Genomic DNA, 17,191 nt, shown 5'->3' with positions numbered 1-17,191 from the left:
ACTCCCCTCCTGGTCGTCTCTACCGAGCCTCGGATCGAATGCGCCGTTCATCCCGGCGTCTCGCCGAGGAAGTCGGCGGAATTAAGCAGCTGCATCAATCGGCGTCGTAGAACATCGAGGAGAAGGGCTCGGGGTCGATCTGGCCGGTGCATTCGAGGTACTTCTGGAGCACGAGCAGCGACACCTGGCTTTCGCAATCAGGGCGTGTGAACTGATACACGTGCCGTTGCGCGTTGGCAACGATCGCCATCACCTGCTCCGGGTTGGCCTCGCAGAAGGCAACCTTCTCCTCGAGATCGGCGAAGTCGTCCTGCAGTTCGACGTAATGCACGCCCGGCACGAGCCGGCCCTCCATGAACCAGGTCTCGAAGCGGGGCCTGGGCATCAGGCACACGGAGTTCGATGCCATGATCCATTTGAGATTCGTGGCCACATCATTGCCTTCCACCGAGATCACATAGCGGAAAGCCAGATGGTCCCGAATGGAGAGACGCGCTTTGGCCAGCCCGGGAGGCGAACCGGCGCTGAAACCGATGTCGTGCCGCGGATGATCGACGAAACGCTCGACGAGCCGCATCCGGGCTGGATTGCCGATGCTCCCGCGCCAGACGGCAAAGGGCTGCTTGTCGTCGAAACCGCGATCGTCCCTCGGCATGAAGAAGTGGCGCAGTCGGTCGAGCTTCATGACCACGGAATTGGCATTGTCGCCGCCCACGGGCCGGCTCTTCACGATCGTGGGTTCGGGCGGCACCCTGATGACGTCGCCGAACCTGTGCCGGAGCCGCCGGTGCGGCCCGAAATGCTTGGCGTCTCCCTTGAGGTCATAGTAGTAGTAGCTGTGCTTCAGGGGGATCGACCGGATGGGAATCGCGCCTTCGGCGTCCCCTCCCGGTGACATCTTGTTGTAGTAGCGGACCCTGGAAAAGAGATCGGCGGCGTTCTCCGGCCGCTCCGCGAGACGCGCGAACAGCCTCCGGCGTCGTGCCTCGAACACGCGGTAGGGCAAGGCGTCGCGCATGATGCCTGCGAGGTAGTAGGCGATGCGGTCTTTCGGCCGTCCAAGCGATAGCTGCAAAGGTTTCTGTCCGTTCGGCTGGGAGTTCAGATCGCAAGGAGCCCTTCGTCCTTGACCTGTCGGATGGTGAGCGCCGTGCGCACGGTATCGACGTTCGGAGCCGCCGTCAGGCCCGACAGCACGAATTCCTGGAAGCTCGACAGGTCCCTGGCCACGCAATGCAGGAGGAAGTCGGTTTCCCCCGACATCATCCAGGCCTGGCGGACCATCGACCAGCCCAGCGCGAGCTCTGCGAAGGCGCGGATGTCGCCTTCGGCCTGTCGGTGAAGGCCCACGAGGCAGAAGGCCACGACGTCATAGCCGAGCGCCGGAGCATTGAGGAGCGCGCGGTAGCCGCGGATCACGCCGCTCTCTTCCAGCCGCTTCACGCGTCTCAGGCAGGGCGGCGCGGAGATGCCGACGCGTCGCGACAGCTCGACGTTGGTCATCCGCCCGTCCGTCTGGAGTTCGCGCAGGATCTTCCAGTCCGTCGCGTCGAGGTCTGCCTTCATGCGTCGTCCTTCCCGGCAGCCGCGCCGCGCAAGAATCTTTCGCCATGGTTGCCACAGGCATCTGCCAAAAGCGAGCGGGCGCGGTGACGGAAGGGCTCCTGCCGGGCGGCCGGCGACGGCGGCAGATGGGACATGGCCTGTGAGAAACGATCTTGCGCCCTTGCGCAGCCGGCCATGCAAACCTTAGATCATCGCACGGATGGAGCCCGTTCCCGCACCCGGCGGGAACGGGTCCCTTTTGCATTTTCGCTGGAAGGCTTGCGTCATGGCAACGAAGCACGCGCCCGTCATCATCATCGGTTCCGGCCCGGCCGGCTATACCGCCGCGATCTATGCCGCGCGCGCCATGCTGAAGCCGATGTTGATCGCCGGCATGCAGCAGGGTGGGCAGCTGATGATCACCACCGACGTCGAGAACTTTCCCGGCTTCGCCGATCCGATCCAGGGGCCGTGGCTCATGGAGCAGATGATGAAACAGGCCGAGCATGTCGGCACCGACATGGTGAGCGACATCATCGTGGAGGCCGACATCGCCCGCAGGCCGTTCCGGCTGAAGGGCGATTCCGGTACCGAATACACCTGCGACGCGCTGATCATCGCGACCGGTGCGCAGGCCAAGTGGCTGGGGATTTCCAGCGAGGAGAGGTTCAAGGGCTTCGGCGTCTCGGCCTGCGCAACCTGCGACGGCTTCTTCTACCGGGGCAAGGACGTCGTCGTCATCGGCGGCGGGAACTCGGCCGTCGAGGAAGCGCTCTATCTGTCGAACCTCGCCAGGTCGGTGACGGTCATCCACCGCCGCGACGAGTTCCGCGCCGAGCGCATCCTGCAGGACCGGCTGTTCAAGAAGGACAACGTCACGATCCTGTGGGACACGGAGGTGGACGAAATCGTCGGGGAACCCGGAAAGGCGCCGATGCCCCCGTCGGTCAACGGCATCCGCCTGCGCAACCGCAAGAGCGGCGCCGTCTCGGAACTGCCGATCGACGGGGTCTTCGTCGCCATCGGGCATGCGCCGGCGGTGGAACTCTTCGCAGGCAAGCTCAGGCAGAAGCCGAACGGCTATCTGTGGACCGCCCCCGATTCAACCCGTACCGACGTGCCCGGCGTGTTCGCGGCCGGCGACGTCACGGACGACGTGTACCGTCAGGCGGTCACGGCGGCCGGCATGGGATGCATGGCCGCCCTCGAGGCGGAGAAATATCTGGCGGAGATCGAGACGCATCGCGAAGCGGCGGAATAGGGCCGTCCTGCGACGGGGAAGGGGACCATGATGCCATTCGACTGGGACAAGCTGCGGGTCTTCCACGCCGCAGCCGAAGCGGGCTCGTTCACCCATGCCGCCGAGCGGCTGAACCTGTCCCAGTCGGCGATCTCGCGCCAGGTCAGCGCGCTGGAGCACGACATCGGCGTGCCGCTGTTCCACCGCCACGCGCGCGGGCTGGTCCTGACCGAGCAGGGCGAACTGCTCTACCGCACCGCGCACGACGTGCTCATGCAGCTCGACACGGTGCGGTCGCGGCTTCTCGAAACGACCGAGAAGCCGTCCGGCGTGCTGCGGGTGACGACCACCGTCGGCCTCGGCGCCGGATGGATGACACAGCGCGTGCAGGAATTCCTCGAGCTCTATCCGGAAGTGCAGATCCAGCTGCTTCTCGCCAACGAGGAGCTCGACCTGACCATGCGCCAGGCCGACTGCGCCATCCGGCTGCGCCAGCCGCAGCAGCCCGACCTGATCCAGCGGCGGCTCTTCACCGTGCACCTGCACGTCTATGCCGCGCCCGCCTATCTCAACCGCTACGGCAAGCCGAATGCGGTCGAGGATCTCGCCCGCCACCGGCTGGTAACCTTCGGCGAGCCGGTGCCGCAGTTCCTCAAGGACCTGAACTCGCTGCAGACCTTCGGCATGCCGGAAGGGTCGAAGCGGACGGCGTCGCTTCAGATCAACGACCTGATGTCGATCCGACGCGCGGTGAAGACCGGGGCCGGCATCGCCATGTTGCCCGACTACATGGTCGACAAGGATGCGGGTCTCGTGCAGATCCTGCCCGAGATGGAGGTACCGTCCTTCGACACCTTCTTCGTCTATCCCGAGGCGATGAAGAACCAGGCCAAGCTCAAGGCCTTCCGCGACTTCCTCTTCTCCAAGGCGCGCAGCTGGGCCTACTGAGCCGGGCTACGCGGGTGCGGGCTGCCTGCCGGATGGCCTGCTTTCCGTTTGCGCATCTGCACTTGTTGCTTGCCGATTGCCCAGACCGTCCATAATTGCATGGGTGAATTGCAAATCAGTTGCTTGCCAAAGTGGCAGTACGAGCACATATAGCCCTCATCTCGCGAGCGCATTCCTCCTCCCATTGGCGCTTGCGAGTGTTCCCCTCTGGAGGTTTCGCCTTAACAGGCAACTCCAACAACTCGGGCCGGTTCTTCGTGAGCCGGCCTTTTTTTGTGTCCGCGACAGCGCTTCCACGCGATGCTCGCGTCCGGCCGGATCGCGCCATCGGCCACACGCCGTGCTTCAGGTGTAGAGCTTCTCGCCGTCGAGCCCGGCATACAGCCCGGCCACCTGCTCGGCATAGCCGTTGAAAAGCAGCGTCGGCACCGTCTCGCCGGTGTGGAGGACGCGCTCCTGCGCCTGGCTCCAGCGCGGATGCGGCACCTGCGGATTGACGTTCGCCCAGAATCCGTATTCGGACGGCGCGATCTGCTCCCAGAAGCTCACCGGCCTCTCGTCGACGAAGGACATCCGCACGATCGACTTGATCGACTTGAAGCCGTACTTCCACGGCAGAGCGAGCCGCAGCGGCGCGCCGAACTGGTTTTCCAGAGGCTTGCCGTAGACGCCCGTGACGATGAAGGCGAGCTCGTTCCTCGCCTCGGCCATCGTCAGCCCCTCGACATACGGCCATGGATACCAGATCTGGCGTTGCCCCGAGGCGGCGTCCGGATCCAGGAAGGTCTCCAGGCGGAGATACCTGGCCGACGAGAGCGGCGCGGCAAAGTCGATCAGGCGGGCCAGCGGAAAGCCCGACCAGGGCACGGTCATCGACCAGGCCTCGACGCAGCGGTGGCGGTAGAGCCTTTCTTCGAGCGACATGGCGCGGATCAGTTCGTCGATTCCGATCTCGCGCTCCCGCTCCACCAGCCCGTCGATCCTCACGGTCCACGGACGTGTCTTCAGGCTTCGCGCGGCACCGGCGATCTGCTTGTGGGAGCCGAACTCGTAGAAATTGTTGTACCGGCCAGCGACGTCGGCCGGCGTCAGCGGGCGGTCGATCGTGTAGGCCGCGTTTCGCTTCGCCGGATAGAGGTCGAGCGTCTGGTCGCCCGCCTGCGCCCGCGCGGCGGGCACCGCACCGCCGAAGGCTGCCCCCGCGATCATGCCCCCGAATCCGGCGAGGAGCGCACGCCGGTCGACGAAGACGTGCTCCGGCGTCGCAGCACTCTCCGGCAGAGCCCAGTCTGCCCGTCTGACGATACCGACCATTCCGCCCGTCTCCCCTTGCCGCCGCGAGACCGCGACAGTCTAGCCGCGGCTTCAGGCTTGGCAACGCCCGCCCGTGCAGCGCGGATCAATTCCGCGTGCGGTCGGGGCGGGCAGTGCCCGCCGCGGCCGGGCGGACGGGCGCAGCGCGTGCATGCGTCGTCAGGCCCGCGCGATCGCCGCGAGATCGAGACCCGCCAGCGTCGCCTTCTGCGCCTCCGTCAGGGGCAGGTGCGGCGGCAGCAGCCGTTCGAAGGCTTCGTCGTCGTGCAGGCGTGCCACCATGTGCTTGACCGCGGGAATGAGCGGCACGGCGGAGATGGCCGCGCGTGCATCTCCCGCCGCCTTCAGCAGGGCGGTATCGGCTCGGTTCGCCCAGAGCTTCGCGACGAGCGGGGCGGTGACGCTGACGGTGGCCGAGATGCAGCCGGCATAGCCGTCGGCGTCCGCCTTCGCGAGCGCCGTCTCGCTGCTCGGGAAGACGTCGAAACCATCGATTCGGGCAATCTCGGCGGCATAGGCGAGGTCGCCCGAACTGTCCTTGGCGCCGACGATGCGATCGGGAAAGGCTGCACGCAGCCGTGCGCAGAGATCGGGCGAGAAGCGCAGGCCCGTCATCTGCGGGAAATTGTAGAGGTAGATCGGAGCCGGCGTATCGGCCGTCGCCGCCACCACGCGCTCGAACCAGGCGAAGAGACCGTCGTCGGCGACGCCCTTGTAGTAGTAGGGCGGCAGGATGAGGGCCGCGGCGAAACCGAGCGCGTGGGCGTGCCGCGTCAGCTCGACGGTGGTTGCGAGATCCGGCGTGCCGGTGCCGACCATCATCCTGGCGCGGTCGAGCCGCCCGGCGGCGGCGGCCATCACCGCCTTGCGCTGGGACGCGGAGAAGGAATTCGCCTCGCCGGTGGTGCCGAGCACGTTGAGCGCGTCGCAGCCGTGGTCGAGCGCCCACGCGGCATGGCGCAGGAAGCGGTCGAGATCGGGTTCGCCGCTCCCGGTGACCGGCGTGGGGACGGCGGCGATCACGCCCGTCAGTCTGGATGTCGGCATTTGCTGGTCGTTTCCCTGGTCTGATATGCTCTTGGTGGCCGGCCCGTCCGGCGCGACGGCCGCGGCCGTCGCGGCGACCTTACCGCGCCGGATGCGTGTGAAAGAAGTGTCGATTTGCGCCGGGTGCATTGCCGGGCCGGCATCGTTCGGCTTTCCGGTTTTCGCTGCGGAAGGTCGATTTCGAGGGGAAAAAACGCGCACGGCCGCCGGTTTCGGGGTTGTCGGCCGCCGGATTTGCACTTTCTCTCTTGGCAAGGGTGACGATCACGGCAAGATTGGACCGCAGTCGCGTGATCGCCCGCAATGGTGAGCGCCAAAGGTCGGGGGCATGGATTGAGTGACGTTCTCTTGCTGACGCTGGGCGTGGTGGCCTGCTTCCAGCTCAAGCATTTCGCAGCCGACTATCTGCTCCAGACCCCCTGGATCATCGCGGGCAAGGGACATCTCGACCGGCCCGGCGGCTACGTCCATGCCGGCATCCATGCCGTCCTTTCGGTGCCGGCACTCCTGCTGGCAGGACTGGACCTGCCGAAGGTGGCCGCGCTCTCGGCGGCGGAGTTCGTGGTCCATTTCCTGATCGATCACAGCAAGGCGCTGGTTTCGCGCGGCAGCCAGAAGGGACCGACGACGGCCGCCTACTGGGCGCTGCACGGCGGCGACCAGTGCATCCATCACCTGACCTACCTGGTGATGACGGCCGTCGCCATCGGCTGGGCCACAGCCTGAACATGTCTTCCCCCGAACGCAGAACGGCCGCCCCGACCGGGGCGGCCGCACGTCCTGCCGGTTTCGGCCGGGCCGTCAGCGGGTGACGATCTCCGGACCCATCAGGCTGTAGGGCAGCCAGGTCGACAGGATCGGCACGTAGGTCACGATGATCAGGAAGAGGAACAGCACCGCCACGAAGGGCAGGGCCGCGCGCACCACCTGGATCAGGCTCATGCCGGTGATGCCCGACGTGACGAACAGGTTCAGCCCGATCGGCGGCGTGATCATGCCGATCTCCATGTTGACCACCATGATGATGCCGAGATGCACCGGGTCCACGCCGAGTTCCATGGCGATCGGGAAGACCACGGGCGCGACGATCAGCAGCAGTCCGGACGGCTCCATGAACTGCCCGCCGAGCAGCAGCAGCAGGTTCACGGCGATCAGGAAGGTGAACCAGTTGAAGCCGTAGCCCAGCATCAGGTCGGTGATGGCGTCGGGGATGCGTTCGGACGTCAGGACGTGAGCGAAGAGCAACGCGTTGACGATGATGAACATCAGCATCACCGTCGTGCGCGAGGCATCGATCATCACCTTCCGCGTTTCCTCGTTGAAGAACATGGCGGGGAAGTTCCTGCCGATCAGGACGAGGTTGCGGCTCCAGATCGGCATGCCGGCGAGCACCCGGCCGGGAACCGCCGCCAGCCGCGCCTCCGGATCGCGCCGCAGCGTGTAGGCGGTCAGGACGACCAGCGACAGGACGAGGCCCACGACGGCGCGGCCGCGCCCGGTCACACCCTCCCATTCGGCAGTGACGAAGAAGGACAGGATCATCCAGACGAAGAAGAAGGCGACGGCATAGACCAGAGCCGAGAAGCCGACGCGGGCCTTCGTCGTGTCCTGTGGCTGGATCCAGCGAACGCCCTTCAGCGGCCCCATGTCGCGATAGACGAAGAGCGCGACGAAGAAGGCGTAGACGGCCGCGACAGCCGCTGCCTCCGTCGGCGTGAAGACGCCGCCATAGATGCCGCCCAGGATGATGACGATCAGGAACAGGCCCCAGCCTGCTTCCTTGCCGCCCGCCACGATCTCGCCGAAGCCTTTCCATGGCTCGGCCGGCAGGTTCTTCACCCGTGCCATGACCCAGATGGCGATCATCAGCATCAGTCCGGCCACGAGACCGGGAATGACGCCGGCAAGGAACATGCGGCCGACCGAGACGTCGGTGGCGGCCGAATAGACCACCATGACGATCGACGGCGGTATCAGGATTCCCAGCGTCCCGGCATTGGCGATGATGCCGGCGGCGAACTCCTTGGTGTAGCCGACCTGGCGCATGCCGGCGATGGCGATTGTGCCGATGGCCACGACGGTCGCCGGCGAGGAGCCGGACAGGGCGGCAAAGAGCATGCAGGCCAGGACCGAGGCGATCGCGAGGCCGCCGCGGATGTGGCCGACGCTGGCGATGGCGAAGCGGATGATGCGGCTCGCGACGCCGCCCGTCGACATGAAGGCCGAGGCCAGCACGAAGAAGGGGATGGCGAGGAGCGTGTAGTTCTGCGAGGCGGTGAAGAGCTGCAGCGCCACGGAGGACATGGAGTCCTGCGAGAACAGCGCGATGATCAGGATCGAGGCCAGCCCGAGCGAGACCGCGACCGGAACGCCGAGGAACAGGAGCCCGATGACGAGGACGAAGAGGATTGCGGATTCCATGGCCTGATCCTCAATCCTTCAGCGCGTCTTTGTTCTCGGCGACGAGGTCTTCCGCCTCGTGGCCCGCGATCACGAGTTCGCGTTCCCCGCGCCAGATGGCGCCCATCGCCTGGAGGCTTCGGAAGGCGAGCAGCGCGAGCCCGACCGGCAGCATGAGGTAGGCGATCCAGCGCTGCACGCGTTCCTGCAGGCCGAAGCTCTCCTGCATCCAGACGGGATAGCGCAGGTCGTCGAGCCCTGTGCCGCGGTCGAACATGAAGGTCCAGTAGCCGAGCGCGCCGGTCTGGCGCCAGTTGGTCTGGACGTCGACGCCGAGAAAGACGAGCCAGCCGGCATAGAGGAGAAGGAAGGCGTAGAAGAAGGTCGCGAAGGCGCCGAACAGCGCCACCATCCGGAACGGTCCCGGGGGCAGCAGGCGCACGAAGGCGTCGACGCCGAGATGCATGCCCTGCTTGATGCCGAAGCCCATGCCGAAAAGAATGAGCCAGGCGAACAGGATGCGGGTGAATTCGAGCGCACCGCTCCAGCCGGAATTGAAGCCGTAGCGGGCGATGACCTGGACGAAGGAGACCAGCGTGATGATCGCCAGCAGCGCGGCGAGGAGGTTTTCCTCGAGCCGCGTGACCCTTTCGGGCCATCGTCTTTCGGCGAGGAACAACAGGACGACGATCAGCGCCAAAGACAGCGCCGGCAGGATCAGCGGCATTTCGTGGACTCCCCCAGGAATGAACCGGGCGCGGCCCGCCGCGCCCGCGTCGACGTCCCGCGCGGCAGCGCGCCGCGCGGGACGTCGAGACCCGATCAGTTGCCGGCGCCGACGGCGACGGCGGCGTCGATGAGGTCCTTGCCGATGTCGCCCTCGAACTTCGCCCAGACCGGCTTCATGGCGTCGACCCAGGCCTGACGCTGCGTGGCGTCGAGCTCGCGGATCGTACCGCCGGCGTCGAGGATGTTCTGGCGGCAGGCCGCTTCCTTGTTGGCGACGTCGGCATTGGCGGCCGCGGTCTCGTCCTCGGCGATCGACAGGAACTGATCGCGGATCTCCGGATCGAGGCCCTCCAGCCATTCGGTCGAGGTCACCAGCAGGTAAGCCAGCGTCTGGTGGTTGGTCTCGGTGATGCCGTCCTGCACCTCGAAGAACTTCTGGGTGTAGATGTTGCACCAGGAATTCTCCTGGCCGTCCACGACGCCGGTCTGCAGCGCGCCGTAGACCTCCTTGAAGGCGAGCTTCTGGGCGGAGCCGCCGATGCCCGCGATCATCGCGTCGGCGACGTCGGAGGTCTGGATGCGGAACTTCAGGCCGTTGGCGTCGGCCGGCAGCAGCAGCGGCTTCTTGGCCGAGAACTGCTTCAGGCCCGAGAGCCAGTAGCCGAGGCCGGTATAGCCCTCGTCCTCCATCACCTTGAGCATGCTCTTGCCGGTGTCGGACGAACCGAAGGCTTCGACGTCGGCCAGGCTGGCGAAGAGGAAGGGCAGGTCGAACAGCCGGTACTTCAGCGTATAGGCCTCGAACTTCGACAGCGACGGCGCGGCGATCTGGACGTCGCCGAGCAGCAGCGCCTCCATCACCTTGTCGTCGTCGAACAGCGTCGAGTTCGGGAAGACCTCCATGCAGGCCTTGCCGTCCATCTCCTTGTTCACGCGCTGCGCGAACTTCACCGCGGCCTCGCCCTTGGGGTGGCCCTTTTCGGCGACGACGTGGCTGAACTTGATCACCATCTCGCCGGCGTCGCAGCCTTCGGGACCGGCAAGGGCCTGGCCGGCGAAGAGGGTGAGCGCGAAGGCGGATACGGTACCGAGCAGCAGTCTGTTCATTCTGGTTCCTCCGTGGCGGAGCATGCTTGCCCCGATTGCGATGAGGGAGGAACCGGTCCCGCGCAGCGCCGTCGTGGCGCCGCCGGTCCGTCCGTCTCCTCCCGGGTGGAAGCCGGCATGCCGGCCTTCGGAACATCTTTAGCAAGCGCCGTGCCAGCCCGCGCCGATGCGGCTGCAGCCCGCGAGCAGGCGCATCGGGAAGGCGATGGGGGCGGAAAGGGCGGCCGCGGAAGCCTGCCCGGAGGCGCGGACCGGTGTGCGGCACGCCCCGCGCCGCTGCCGCGCGGCAGAGGAGGGGTAGCATCCTACCCAGATGAGGGCCGTCGATGTGTCGCCGGCTACCCATCCTCCGGGATGGTCAGACCGAGTCGCTGCATCTTGTCGTAAAGGCCCTTGCGCGAAATCTGCAGCGCCTCGTAGACCGGGCGCATGCGTCCGCCGGAGCGGCGCAGTTCCGCCTCGATGACGGAGCGCTCGAAGGCCGCCACCCGGTCCGCCAGCGCGCCGCTCGCGGCCGCCCCCTGCGTTGCGCCTGCCGCCGTGCCGAAGCCGCGCCACAGGCCGAGCACGAAGCGGTCGGCGATGTTGCGCAGCTCCCGCACGTTGCCCGGCCAGTCGTGGGCGCGCAGTTCCGCTTCCAGTTCCGGCGACAGTTCCGGAATCTCGCGCCGGTACCGCGCCCGGGCCTCGCGCGCCAGATGGAAGAACAGGAGCGCCACGTCCTCGCGCCGCTCCCGGAGCGGAGGGATCGCGAGCGTCGCCACGTTCAGCCGGTAATAGAGGTCGGCGCGGAACCGGCCCTCGTTGCCCGCCTGGGCGAGGTCCGACTTGGTCGCGGCGATGAAGCGCACGTCGAGCGCGATCTGCCGGTTGGAGCCGAGCCGCTCCACGCTGCGCGTCTCGATGGCGCGCAGGAGCTTGGCCTGGAGGTCGAGCGGCATGGATTCGATCTCGTCGAGGAAGACCGTGCCGCCCTTGGCATATTCCAGCTTGCCGATGCGCTGGCGCTGTGCCCCGGTGAAGGCGCCGGCCTCGTGGCCGAACAATTCGGATTCGAAGATGTCGGCCGGCAGCGCCGCGCAGTTCAACGCGACGAAATTGCCCTTCGCGCGGTCGCCGAAATCGTGCAGCGCACGCGCCACCACTTCCTTGCCGGCGCCGGTCTCGCCGCGCACCAGCACGTCGATGCCGGTCGAGGCGATGGCCGAGATCTCCTCGCGCAGGCGCATGATCGCCGGCGTACGACCGACGAGCCTGCTCTCGAGGTCCGTCGAAGCGTCGAGCCGCTCGCGCAGCGCCCGGTTCTCCAGCACCAGCCGCCGCTTTTCGATGGCGCGTTTGATGACGGCCGCCAATGCGGAGACGGCAAAGGGTTTGGTGATGAAGTCGTAGGCACCCTCCCGCATCGCCTCCACCGCCAGCGTCACGTCGCCATGGCCGGTGATCAGCACGACCGGCAGGGCCGGGTCGATTTCCAGCGCCCGGCGAAGCATGGCCATGCCGTCGACCCGCGGCATGCGGATGTCCGACACCACCACGCCCGGGAAGTTGCGGTCGAGCCGGGCGAGGGCCGCATCCGCGCCCACGAAACTCTCGACCGCGAAGTCGTCGAGTTCCAGTCCCTGCGCCAGCGCATGGCGAAGGGCCTCGTCGTCCTCGACCAGCATGATCCTGCCTGCGTCGCTCATCGCCTGGCCCCGTCCTTTTCCGCAGCCTCCAACCGCTCCCCGTGCAGCGGCAGGTCGATGGTGAAGCAGGCGCCGCCATCCGGGTTCTGCGCGGCGCGGATCGAGCCGCCGAGATCGCGCACCAGATGCTCGACGATCGCGAGGCCGAGGCCGAGGCCTTCGCCGGCTTCCTTGGTGGTGTAGAAGGGCTCGAAAAGGCGCTCGATGGTGCCGTCGGCGAAGCCCGGCCCGTTGTCGGCGACCGTCAGCACCGCGCGATCGCCGTTGCGGTGCGCCGCGACACGGATGCGGGCCTCGGGCAGGCCGCCGCCCGGGCCCTCCAGCGCGTCGATGGCATTCCCGATCAGATTGACCAGCACCTGCGAGAGCCGCACGCGGCCGGTCGAGAGGATCAGGTCCGGCTCGACGTCGAAGTCGAGCGCCACGCCCGCCTTGCGCGCCCGCGGCGCAGTCAGCAGCGCCGCCTCGTCGGCGACGAGCTTCAGCGCCACCGGCGACAGCCGGGTGTCCGGCTTGCGCGAGAAGGTCAGCAGCGTGCGCGTCAGCGACGCCATGCGGTCGGCGAGGCCGGCGATGCGGGTCAGCGCGTCGCCCACCGCGTCGAGCCGGCTGCGGGCGAGGAACTGGCCGGCATTGTCGGCATAGGTGCGGATGGCGGCGATCGGCTGGTTGTACTCGTGGCTCAAGGCTGCCGACATCTGGCCGATGGTGGCGAGCTTGGCGGCATGCACCAGTTCGGCCTGCGCGGCGCGCAGCCGATCCTCGGCCTGCCGACGCTCCTCAATCTCGCTCGCCAGTTGCCGGTTGGTCGCCGTCAGCTCGGCGGTGCGGGCGCGCACCTGACGTTCGAGCCGGATCGCCTGCGCCCGGTCGCGGCGCTGTCGTCCGAGCAGTGCCTGGCGCCGCCGCAGCAGCAGGAAAACGCCGCCCGACAGGACGACCACCGCCAGACCCGCGATCGTACCCGCGCTCCAACGTGCCGACGCCAGCGGTCGCGCATCGGCCAGCACGTGCAGCGTCCAGCCCAGCAGCGGCATGTCGCGGTTGGCGTCGATCCAGAGGGCGCCGGCCGGACCGCGCACCAGACCGATGCGATCGGGCGAGAGAGGCGCCAGCGGCTCGCCTACCGTCAGGTCGTTGCTGCTCCATTCGCGCTGGCGCCATTCGCGGCGGTTGGACAGGAACACCCGGTCGTCCGCGCCGGTGACGAAGATCGGGTTCGACGACAGCGACCACTGCGCCTCGATCGGTTCGAAAGGCACGAAGACGGCGATCATGCCGAGTGCCGTATCGCCCTGGCGGACATTGGCCGCGAAGGCATAGGTGCGCGTGCCGTCTGTCAGCGTCACCGCCGCGCGGCCGAGCCGCCGCTGGCTCACGGGTTCCTGCAGCGCCGGCGACCTCGTGATCGCGGCGTCGACGAGACCGCGGGCGGCGGCGATCAGGGTACCGTCGGGCTTTACCAGCGCCACCTCGCGTGCGCCGGAGAAGCCGGTCAGTTCGACGAGCATGCGGCGGGTGTCCGCGTCGCGCAGCGGGCTTTCCTGCAGCGCGAAGGCGTCGATCACCTCGCGCCGCCGGGCGAGGATCGGCGGCAGCAGGCGGTACTTCTCGAGCAGTCCCGACAGCGCTTCCGACTGCAGCGCCAGAGCCTCGGTGGCGCGCGCCTTCAGCTCCGTCTCGGCGCGCCGCCCCGCCACCTCCTGCGCCATCCAGACGATCGCCACCGTCAGCACGAGCGACAGCAGCCCCAGCACGAGGCCGAACCGCCAGAACCGTCTCTGCAGCGCGCTGCCGTTCATCCGGTCAGGCGTATCGCGCATGGCCGCCTTCGACAAGTCGGGAGGGCGGGCGGGGGGGCAGCTCAACGGACGCGCACGGCGGCAGCGCGACCGTGGGCGCTTCACGATCGACCGGCTGATGGCGATCCTGTCGCGGCTCGACCAGAAGATCGAGATCACCGTTCGAATGGGACCGCGCGCCAGGAACCTCGATCCGCCTCCGCACTGAACGCACAGGCGCGCTCGTTGCGCGGCCCTCGCGACCGTCCGTGGCCGAGGCCCCTGCGCGTAGCATCGTGGCATCGGTCAGCCGAAGGTGATGCACAAAAATGCACGAGATTCGATTCCTCCGCGGCCGAGCCGCTTGCCTGCCTCGCGCGCATGATGCATGATATCGCATCGCGTCCGGGGAGGAGAGCCCGGGCGCGGCTGCAAGGACAGGCTTCATCGGGGAGGATGAGTTGAACCCAGCGAACGGCAATGCCGCGGCCCATTTCGTCGACCGCCACGCCGGGGAGGGGCGCGGCGACAAGCCTGCCTTCGTGGAATGCGGGCCGGGCGGGCGCAGCATCCGCTACGGCGAACTCGCCACCGAAGCGGGTCGCATGGCCGATCTCTACCGCCGCCACGGCGTCGCGCCGGAGGCGCGCGCGGCGATGATCGTGCTGGACCAGATCGAGTTCCCGGTCATCTTCTGGGGCAGCCTGAAGGCGGGCGTCATCCCGGTGCCGCTCAACACGCTGCTGTCGCCCGATTATTACGAGATCATCCTGAACGACAGCCGCGCCCGCGCGCTGTTCGTTTCGAAGGAACTGCTTCCGGCGGTGGCGCCGCTGCTGCCGCGGCTGAAGCACCTGAAGGCGGTCTTCGTCGTCGGCGGCGAATCCGGCGACCATCTCTGCTTCGCCGACGAGCTGGCGGCGAGCGACACCGGCGGCACGGTGGCGGCCGAGGCCGACGAATGCGCGTTCTGGCTTTATTCCTCCGGCTCCACCGGCCGGCCCAAGGGTGTCCGCCACGTCCACGGGAGCCTGAAGGCCACCGCGGACACGTTCGGCGCGCAAGTCCTCGGCATCCGCGAGGATGACACGGTGCTGTCGGCGGCCAAGCTGTTCTTCGCCTACGGGCTCGGCAACGCCATGACCTTCCCGATGGCCGCCGGCGCGACGGCCCTGCTGTTCCGCGGCCGCCCGACGCCGGCCGACATGTTCGCCGCCATGGCCGAACATCGGCCGACGATCTTCTGCGGCGTGCCGACGCTCTATGCCGGCATGGTCGCCCACATGGCGAAGGAGGCGCCCCCCGGGCTCGACCGGCTGCGGATTTGCGTGTCGGCCGGCGAGGCGCTGCCGGCCGAGATCGGCAACCGCTGGAAGGCGCAGACCGGCACCGACATCATCGACGGCGTCGGCTCCACCGAGATGCTGCACATCTTCCTGTCCAACGCGCCCGGCTCCATCGTCTACGGGACGTCGGGCGTCGCCGTGCCCGGCTACCAGGTGCGCCTCGTCGACGAGACCGGCCGCGAGGTCGGCGCAGGCGAGGTCGGCGAACTCCTGGTCAACGGCCCCTCGGCCGCCGACGGCTACTGGAACCAGCGCGACAAGAGCCGTTCGACCTTCGAGGGGCACTGGACGCGCACCGGCGACAAGTACGAGCGCACCGCCGACGGCCGCTTCGTCTACTGCGGCCGCACCGACGACATGTTCAAGGTCTCGGGCATCTGGGTTTCGCCCTTCGAGGTCGAGCAGGCGCTGGTCTCGCATCCCGACGTGCTGGAGGCTGCGGTCGTTGCCCACCGGGACGAGACCGGTCTCGAGAAACCGCGCGCCTTCGTGGTGCTGAAGAACGGCCATGCGCCCGACGGCCTCGCCGAGACGCTCAGGGAGCAGGTCAAGGCCAAGGTGGGCGCGTGGAAATATCCGCGCTGGATCGAGATCGTGCCGGACCTGCCGAAGACGGCCACCGGCAAGGTCCAGCGCTTCAAGCTCAGGGAAGGAGCATGACGCCATGTGGACAGACGGCCAAGGCCTGACGCTCGACATCGACGGTGTGACGCTGGAGGGACGCTGTTTCGGCCCGGCGCCTGACGCGGCACCGACCGTCGTTCTGCTGCATGAAGGGCTCGGCTGCGCTGCGCTGTGGCGGGATTTTCCCGAGAAGCTCGCCCGCGCCACGCGCTACGGCGTCTTCGCCTATTCCCGCCGCGGCTATGGCCAGTCTGCCCCGGCCGTCCTGCCGCGTCCGCTCGACTACATGACGCGCGAGGCGCTGGACGTGCTGCCCAAGGTGCTCGACGCGATCGGTTTCCGGCAGGGCGTGCTCGTCGGCCATTCCGACGGCGCCTCGATCGCGGCGATCCATGGCGGCTCGGTGCAGGACCACCGCGTGCGCGGCCTCGTCCTGATGGCGCCGCACTTCTTCACCGAGGCGCTGGGCCTCGCCGCGATCGCCAGGGCGCGCGAGGTCTACGAGACCGGCGATCTGCGGGCGCGACTCGGCAAGTATCATGCCGACGTCGACAATGCCTTCCGCGGCTGGAACGACGCCTGGCTCGACCCGGCCTTCAAGAGCTGGAACATCGAAGAGGTCATCGCCTACATCCGCGTGCCGGTGCTGGCGATCCAGGGCGTCGACGACCAGTACGGCACGCGCGCCCAGATCACCGCGCTGGAGACGCAGAGCTACAATCCGGTCGACGTCGCCATGCTCGACTCCTGCGGCCACGCGCCTCATGTCGAGCAGCCGGAGAAGACGCTGGCGCTTGTCGTCGACTATCTGGAGCGGCTCGACCGCATCGAGGCGGCGAAGGCCGAGGCGGCATGACGGCGCCGCTGCGGCCGCACCCGCCGGCGGCGGTCGCCGCCTGGCCGCTGCCCGCGCAGGCCTTCGTGCCCGGCCGCGACCCGCGGCCGGAGGAGGGGCTGTTCATCAGTGTCGCCGACCGCGCGCCGGCGCGCACCGATCCCGCCGCCTGGCGGGCCAACGAGGCGTGGCTCTACGGCTTCCGGCTCTATGGAGGCGGCTTCTTCTGGGAGGCGCACGAGGTCTGGGAGCCGGTCTGGATGGGGGCTGCGCCCAACAGCGCCGAGCGTCATCTCGTCCAGGGGCTGATCCAGCTCGCCAATGCCTGCCTGAAGATCAGGATGGAGCGCAAGCGCGCGGCGCTGCGGCTGGTGCGCGATGCCGGGCTGCGGCTCGCCGAGGCCGGTTCGGCGCCGCTGATGGGCGTGGCCCCGGGCACCGTGCTCGCGGCCGCCTGCGGCTATGCGCTGCGAATCGAAGCCTGGCAGGGCGACGGCCTCGCCCCGCTGCTGTCGCATCGACCTCAGCTTCGATGCACAGATAGTGCATTATAATGCATACAAGTTCCGCACATATGCGCCGAATCT

Annotated in this window: 16 protein-coding genes; 7 read left to right on the top strand and 9 right to left on the bottom strand. The window is 67.8% G+C overall.

Features of this window, described 5'->3' with window-relative positions; all coding sequences use genetic code 11:
* Positions 1-94: 94 nt before the first annotated feature.
* Together IAI54_RS09950 and IAI54_RS09945 are read right to left on the bottom strand one after the other, a co-directional pair.
* Positions 95-1,075 (bottom strand): glycosyl transferase family 90, encoded by a 981-nt coding sequence (locus IAI54_RS09950; RefSeq protein WP_235679315.1) that lies wholly within the window; start codon positions 1,073-1,075, stop codon positions 95-97.
* A 26-nt stretch (positions 1,076-1,101) separates the two neighbouring features.
* Positions 1,102-1,566 (bottom strand): Lrp/AsnC family transcriptional regulator, encoded by a 465-nt coding sequence (locus IAI54_RS09945; RefSeq protein ID WP_187972191.1) that lies wholly within the window; start codon positions 1,564-1,566, stop codon positions 1,102-1,104.
* 265 nt (positions 1,567-1,831) lie between these two features.
* Here IAI54_RS09945 and trxB point away from each other — a divergent pair, with 265 nt between their 5' ends.
* On the top strand, positions 1,832-2,806 hold the full coding sequence (gene trxB / locus IAI54_RS09940; protein ID WP_187972190.1) for a thioredoxin-disulfide reductase: 975 nt from the start codon (positions 1,832-1,834) through the stop codon (positions 2,804-2,806).
* Between the two features lie 30 nt (positions 2,807-2,836).
* The gene (locus IAI54_RS09935) at positions 2,837-3,733 is read left to right on the top strand and encodes a LysR family transcriptional regulator (RefSeq protein ID WP_187973096.1); all 897 of its coding nucleotides are present in this window, start codon (positions 2,837-2,839) and stop codon (positions 3,731-3,733) included.
* 345 nt (positions 3,734-4,078) lie between these two features.
* Here IAI54_RS09935 and msrP read toward each other — a convergent pair whose 3' ends face one another.
* Positions 4,079-5,047: a protein-methionine-sulfoxide reductase catalytic subunit MsrP gene (msrP, locus tag IAI54_RS09930; RefSeq protein WP_187972189.1), complete on the bottom strand. Its 969-nt coding sequence runs from the start codon at positions 5,045-5,047 to the stop codon at positions 4,079-4,081.
* A gap of 159 nt (positions 5,048-5,206) precedes the next feature.
* On the bottom strand, positions 5,207-6,094 hold the full coding sequence (locus tag IAI54_RS09925; protein WP_187972188.1) for a dihydrodipicolinate synthase family protein: 888 nt from the start codon (positions 6,092-6,094) through the stop codon (positions 5,207-5,209).
* 333 nt (positions 6,095-6,427) lie between these two features.
* Here IAI54_RS09925 and IAI54_RS09920 point away from each other — a divergent pair, with 333 nt between their 5' ends.
* Positions 6,428-6,820, top strand: a complete 393-nt coding sequence (locus IAI54_RS09920) for a DUF3307 domain-containing protein (protein ID WP_235679314.1) — start codon at positions 6,428-6,430, stop codon at positions 6,818-6,820.
* Between the two features lie 75 nt (positions 6,821-6,895).
* Here the strand turns inward: IAI54_RS09920 and IAI54_RS09915 are convergent, their stop codons facing one another.
* The 5 genes from IAI54_RS09915 to IAI54_RS09895 form a co-directional block, all read right to left on the bottom strand.
* Entirely contained in the window at positions 6,896-8,515 is a 1,620-nt protein-coding gene (locus IAI54_RS09915) for a TRAP transporter large permease (protein ID WP_187972186.1), read from the bottom strand.
* 10 nt (positions 8,516-8,525) lie between these two features.
* Positions 8,526-9,221 carry a TRAP transporter small permease gene (locus tag IAI54_RS09910; protein WP_187972185.1) on the bottom strand — a complete coding sequence of 232 codons (696 nt, stop codon included), beginning with the start codon at positions 9,219-9,221 and terminating at the stop codon, positions 8,526-8,528.
* A gap of 95 nt (positions 9,222-9,316) precedes the next feature.
* Entirely contained in the window at positions 9,317-10,330 is a 1,014-nt protein-coding gene (locus IAI54_RS09905; protein ID WP_187972184.1) for a DctP family TRAP transporter solute-binding subunit, read from the bottom strand.
* A gap of 338 nt (positions 10,331-10,668) precedes the next feature.
* Positions 10,669-12,018: a sigma-54-dependent transcriptional regulator gene (locus IAI54_RS09900; RefSeq protein ID WP_187972183.1), complete on the bottom strand. Its 1,350-nt coding sequence runs from the start codon at positions 12,016-12,018 to the stop codon at positions 10,669-10,671.
* Complete coding sequence (locus IAI54_RS09895) at positions 12,015-13,841, bottom strand: sensor histidine kinase (RefSeq protein WP_187972182.1); 1,827 nt, start codon at positions 13,839-13,841, stop codon at positions 12,015-12,017. The genes IAI54_RS09900 and IAI54_RS09895 overlap by 4 nt, the downstream gene beginning before the upstream one ends.
* Here IAI54_RS09895 and IAI54_RS09890 point away from each other — a divergent pair.
* The 4 genes from IAI54_RS09890 to IAI54_RS09875 all read left to right on the top strand — a co-directional run bounded on the left by IAI54_RS09890 (position 13,840) and on the right by IAI54_RS09875 (position 17,158).
* Positions 13,840-14,028 carry a helix-turn-helix domain-containing protein gene (locus IAI54_RS09890; protein ID WP_187972181.1) on the top strand — a complete coding sequence of 63 codons (189 nt, stop codon included), beginning with the start codon at positions 13,840-13,842 and terminating at the stop codon, positions 14,026-14,028. The two genes, IAI54_RS09895 and IAI54_RS09890, sit on opposite strands and share 2 nt — an antisense overlap.
* 232 nt (positions 14,029-14,260) lie before the next feature.
* Entirely contained in the window at positions 14,261-15,805 is a 1,545-nt protein-coding gene (locus IAI54_RS09885; protein ID WP_187972180.1) for a benzoate-CoA ligase family protein, read from the top strand.
* 4 nt (positions 15,806-15,809) lie between these two features.
* Positions 15,810-16,625: an alpha/beta fold hydrolase gene (locus IAI54_RS09880; protein ID WP_187972179.1), complete on the top strand. Its 816-nt coding sequence runs from the start codon at positions 15,810-15,812 to the stop codon at positions 16,623-16,625.
* Positions 16,622-17,158, top strand: coding sequence for a DUF309 domain-containing protein (locus IAI54_RS09875; protein WP_187972178.1), 537 nt, complete (start codon positions 16,622-16,624; stop codon positions 17,156-17,158). The genes IAI54_RS09880 and IAI54_RS09875 overlap by 4 nt, the downstream gene beginning before the upstream one ends.
* The last annotated feature ends 33 nt before the right edge of the window (positions 17,159-17,191 follow it).

Origin of the sequence: Aquibium microcysteis (assembly GCF_014495845.1) — a bacterium.
Lineage (GTDB): Bacteria > Pseudomonadota > Alphaproteobacteria > Rhizobiales > Rhizobiaceae > Aquibium > Aquibium microcysteis.
Note: the sequence above shows the minus strand (reverse complement) of the source record. Positions and strands in the feature narration are given on the sequence as shown.

Coding starts and splice junctions, on each gene's coding strand:
- IAI54_RS09945 (WP_187972191.1), bottom strand. CDS start 1,566: ATGAAGGCAGACCTCGACGCGACGGACTGGAAGATCCTGCGCGAACTC.
- trxB (WP_187972190.1), top strand. CDS start 1,832: ATGGCAACGAAGCACGCGCCCGTCATCATCATCGGTTCCGGCCCGGCC.
- IAI54_RS09935 (WP_187973096.1), top strand. CDS start 2,837: ATGCCATTCGACTGGGACAAGCTGCGGGTCTTCCACGCCGCAGCCGAA.
- msrP (WP_187972189.1), bottom strand. CDS start 5,047: ATGGTCGGTATCGTCAGACGGGCAGACTGGGCTCTGCCGGAGAGTGCT.
- IAI54_RS09925 (WP_187972188.1), bottom strand. CDS start 6,094: ATGCCGACATCCAGACTGACGGGCGTGATCGCCGCCGTCCCCACGCCG.
- IAI54_RS09915 (WP_187972186.1), bottom strand. CDS start 8,515: ATGGAATCCGCAATCCTCTTCGTCCTCGTCATCGGGCTCCTGTTCCTC.
- IAI54_RS09910 (WP_187972185.1), bottom strand. CDS start 9,221: ATGCCGCTGATCCTGCCGGCGCTGTCTTTGGCGCTGATCGTCGTCCTG.
- IAI54_RS09905 (WP_187972184.1), bottom strand. CDS start 10,330: ATGAACAGACTGCTGCTCGGTACCGTATCCGCCTTCGCGCTCACCCTC.
- IAI54_RS09900 (WP_187972183.1), bottom strand. CDS start 12,018: ATGAGCGACGCAGGCAGGATCATGCTGGTCGAGGACGACGAGGCCCTT.
- IAI54_RS09890 (WP_187972181.1), top strand. CDS start 13,840: ATGGCCGCCTTCGACAAGTCGGGAGGGCGGGCGGGGGGGCAGCTCAAC.
- IAI54_RS09895 (WP_187972182.1), bottom strand. CDS start 13,841: ATGCGCGATACGCCTGACCGGATGAACGGCAGCGCGCTGCAGAGACGG.
- IAI54_RS09880 (WP_187972179.1), top strand. CDS start 15,810: ATGTGGACAGACGGCCAAGGCCTGACGCTCGACATCGACGGTGTGACG.
- IAI54_RS09875 (WP_187972178.1), top strand. CDS start 16,622: ATGACGGCGCCGCTGCGGCCGCACCCGCCGGCGGCGGTCGCCGCCTGG.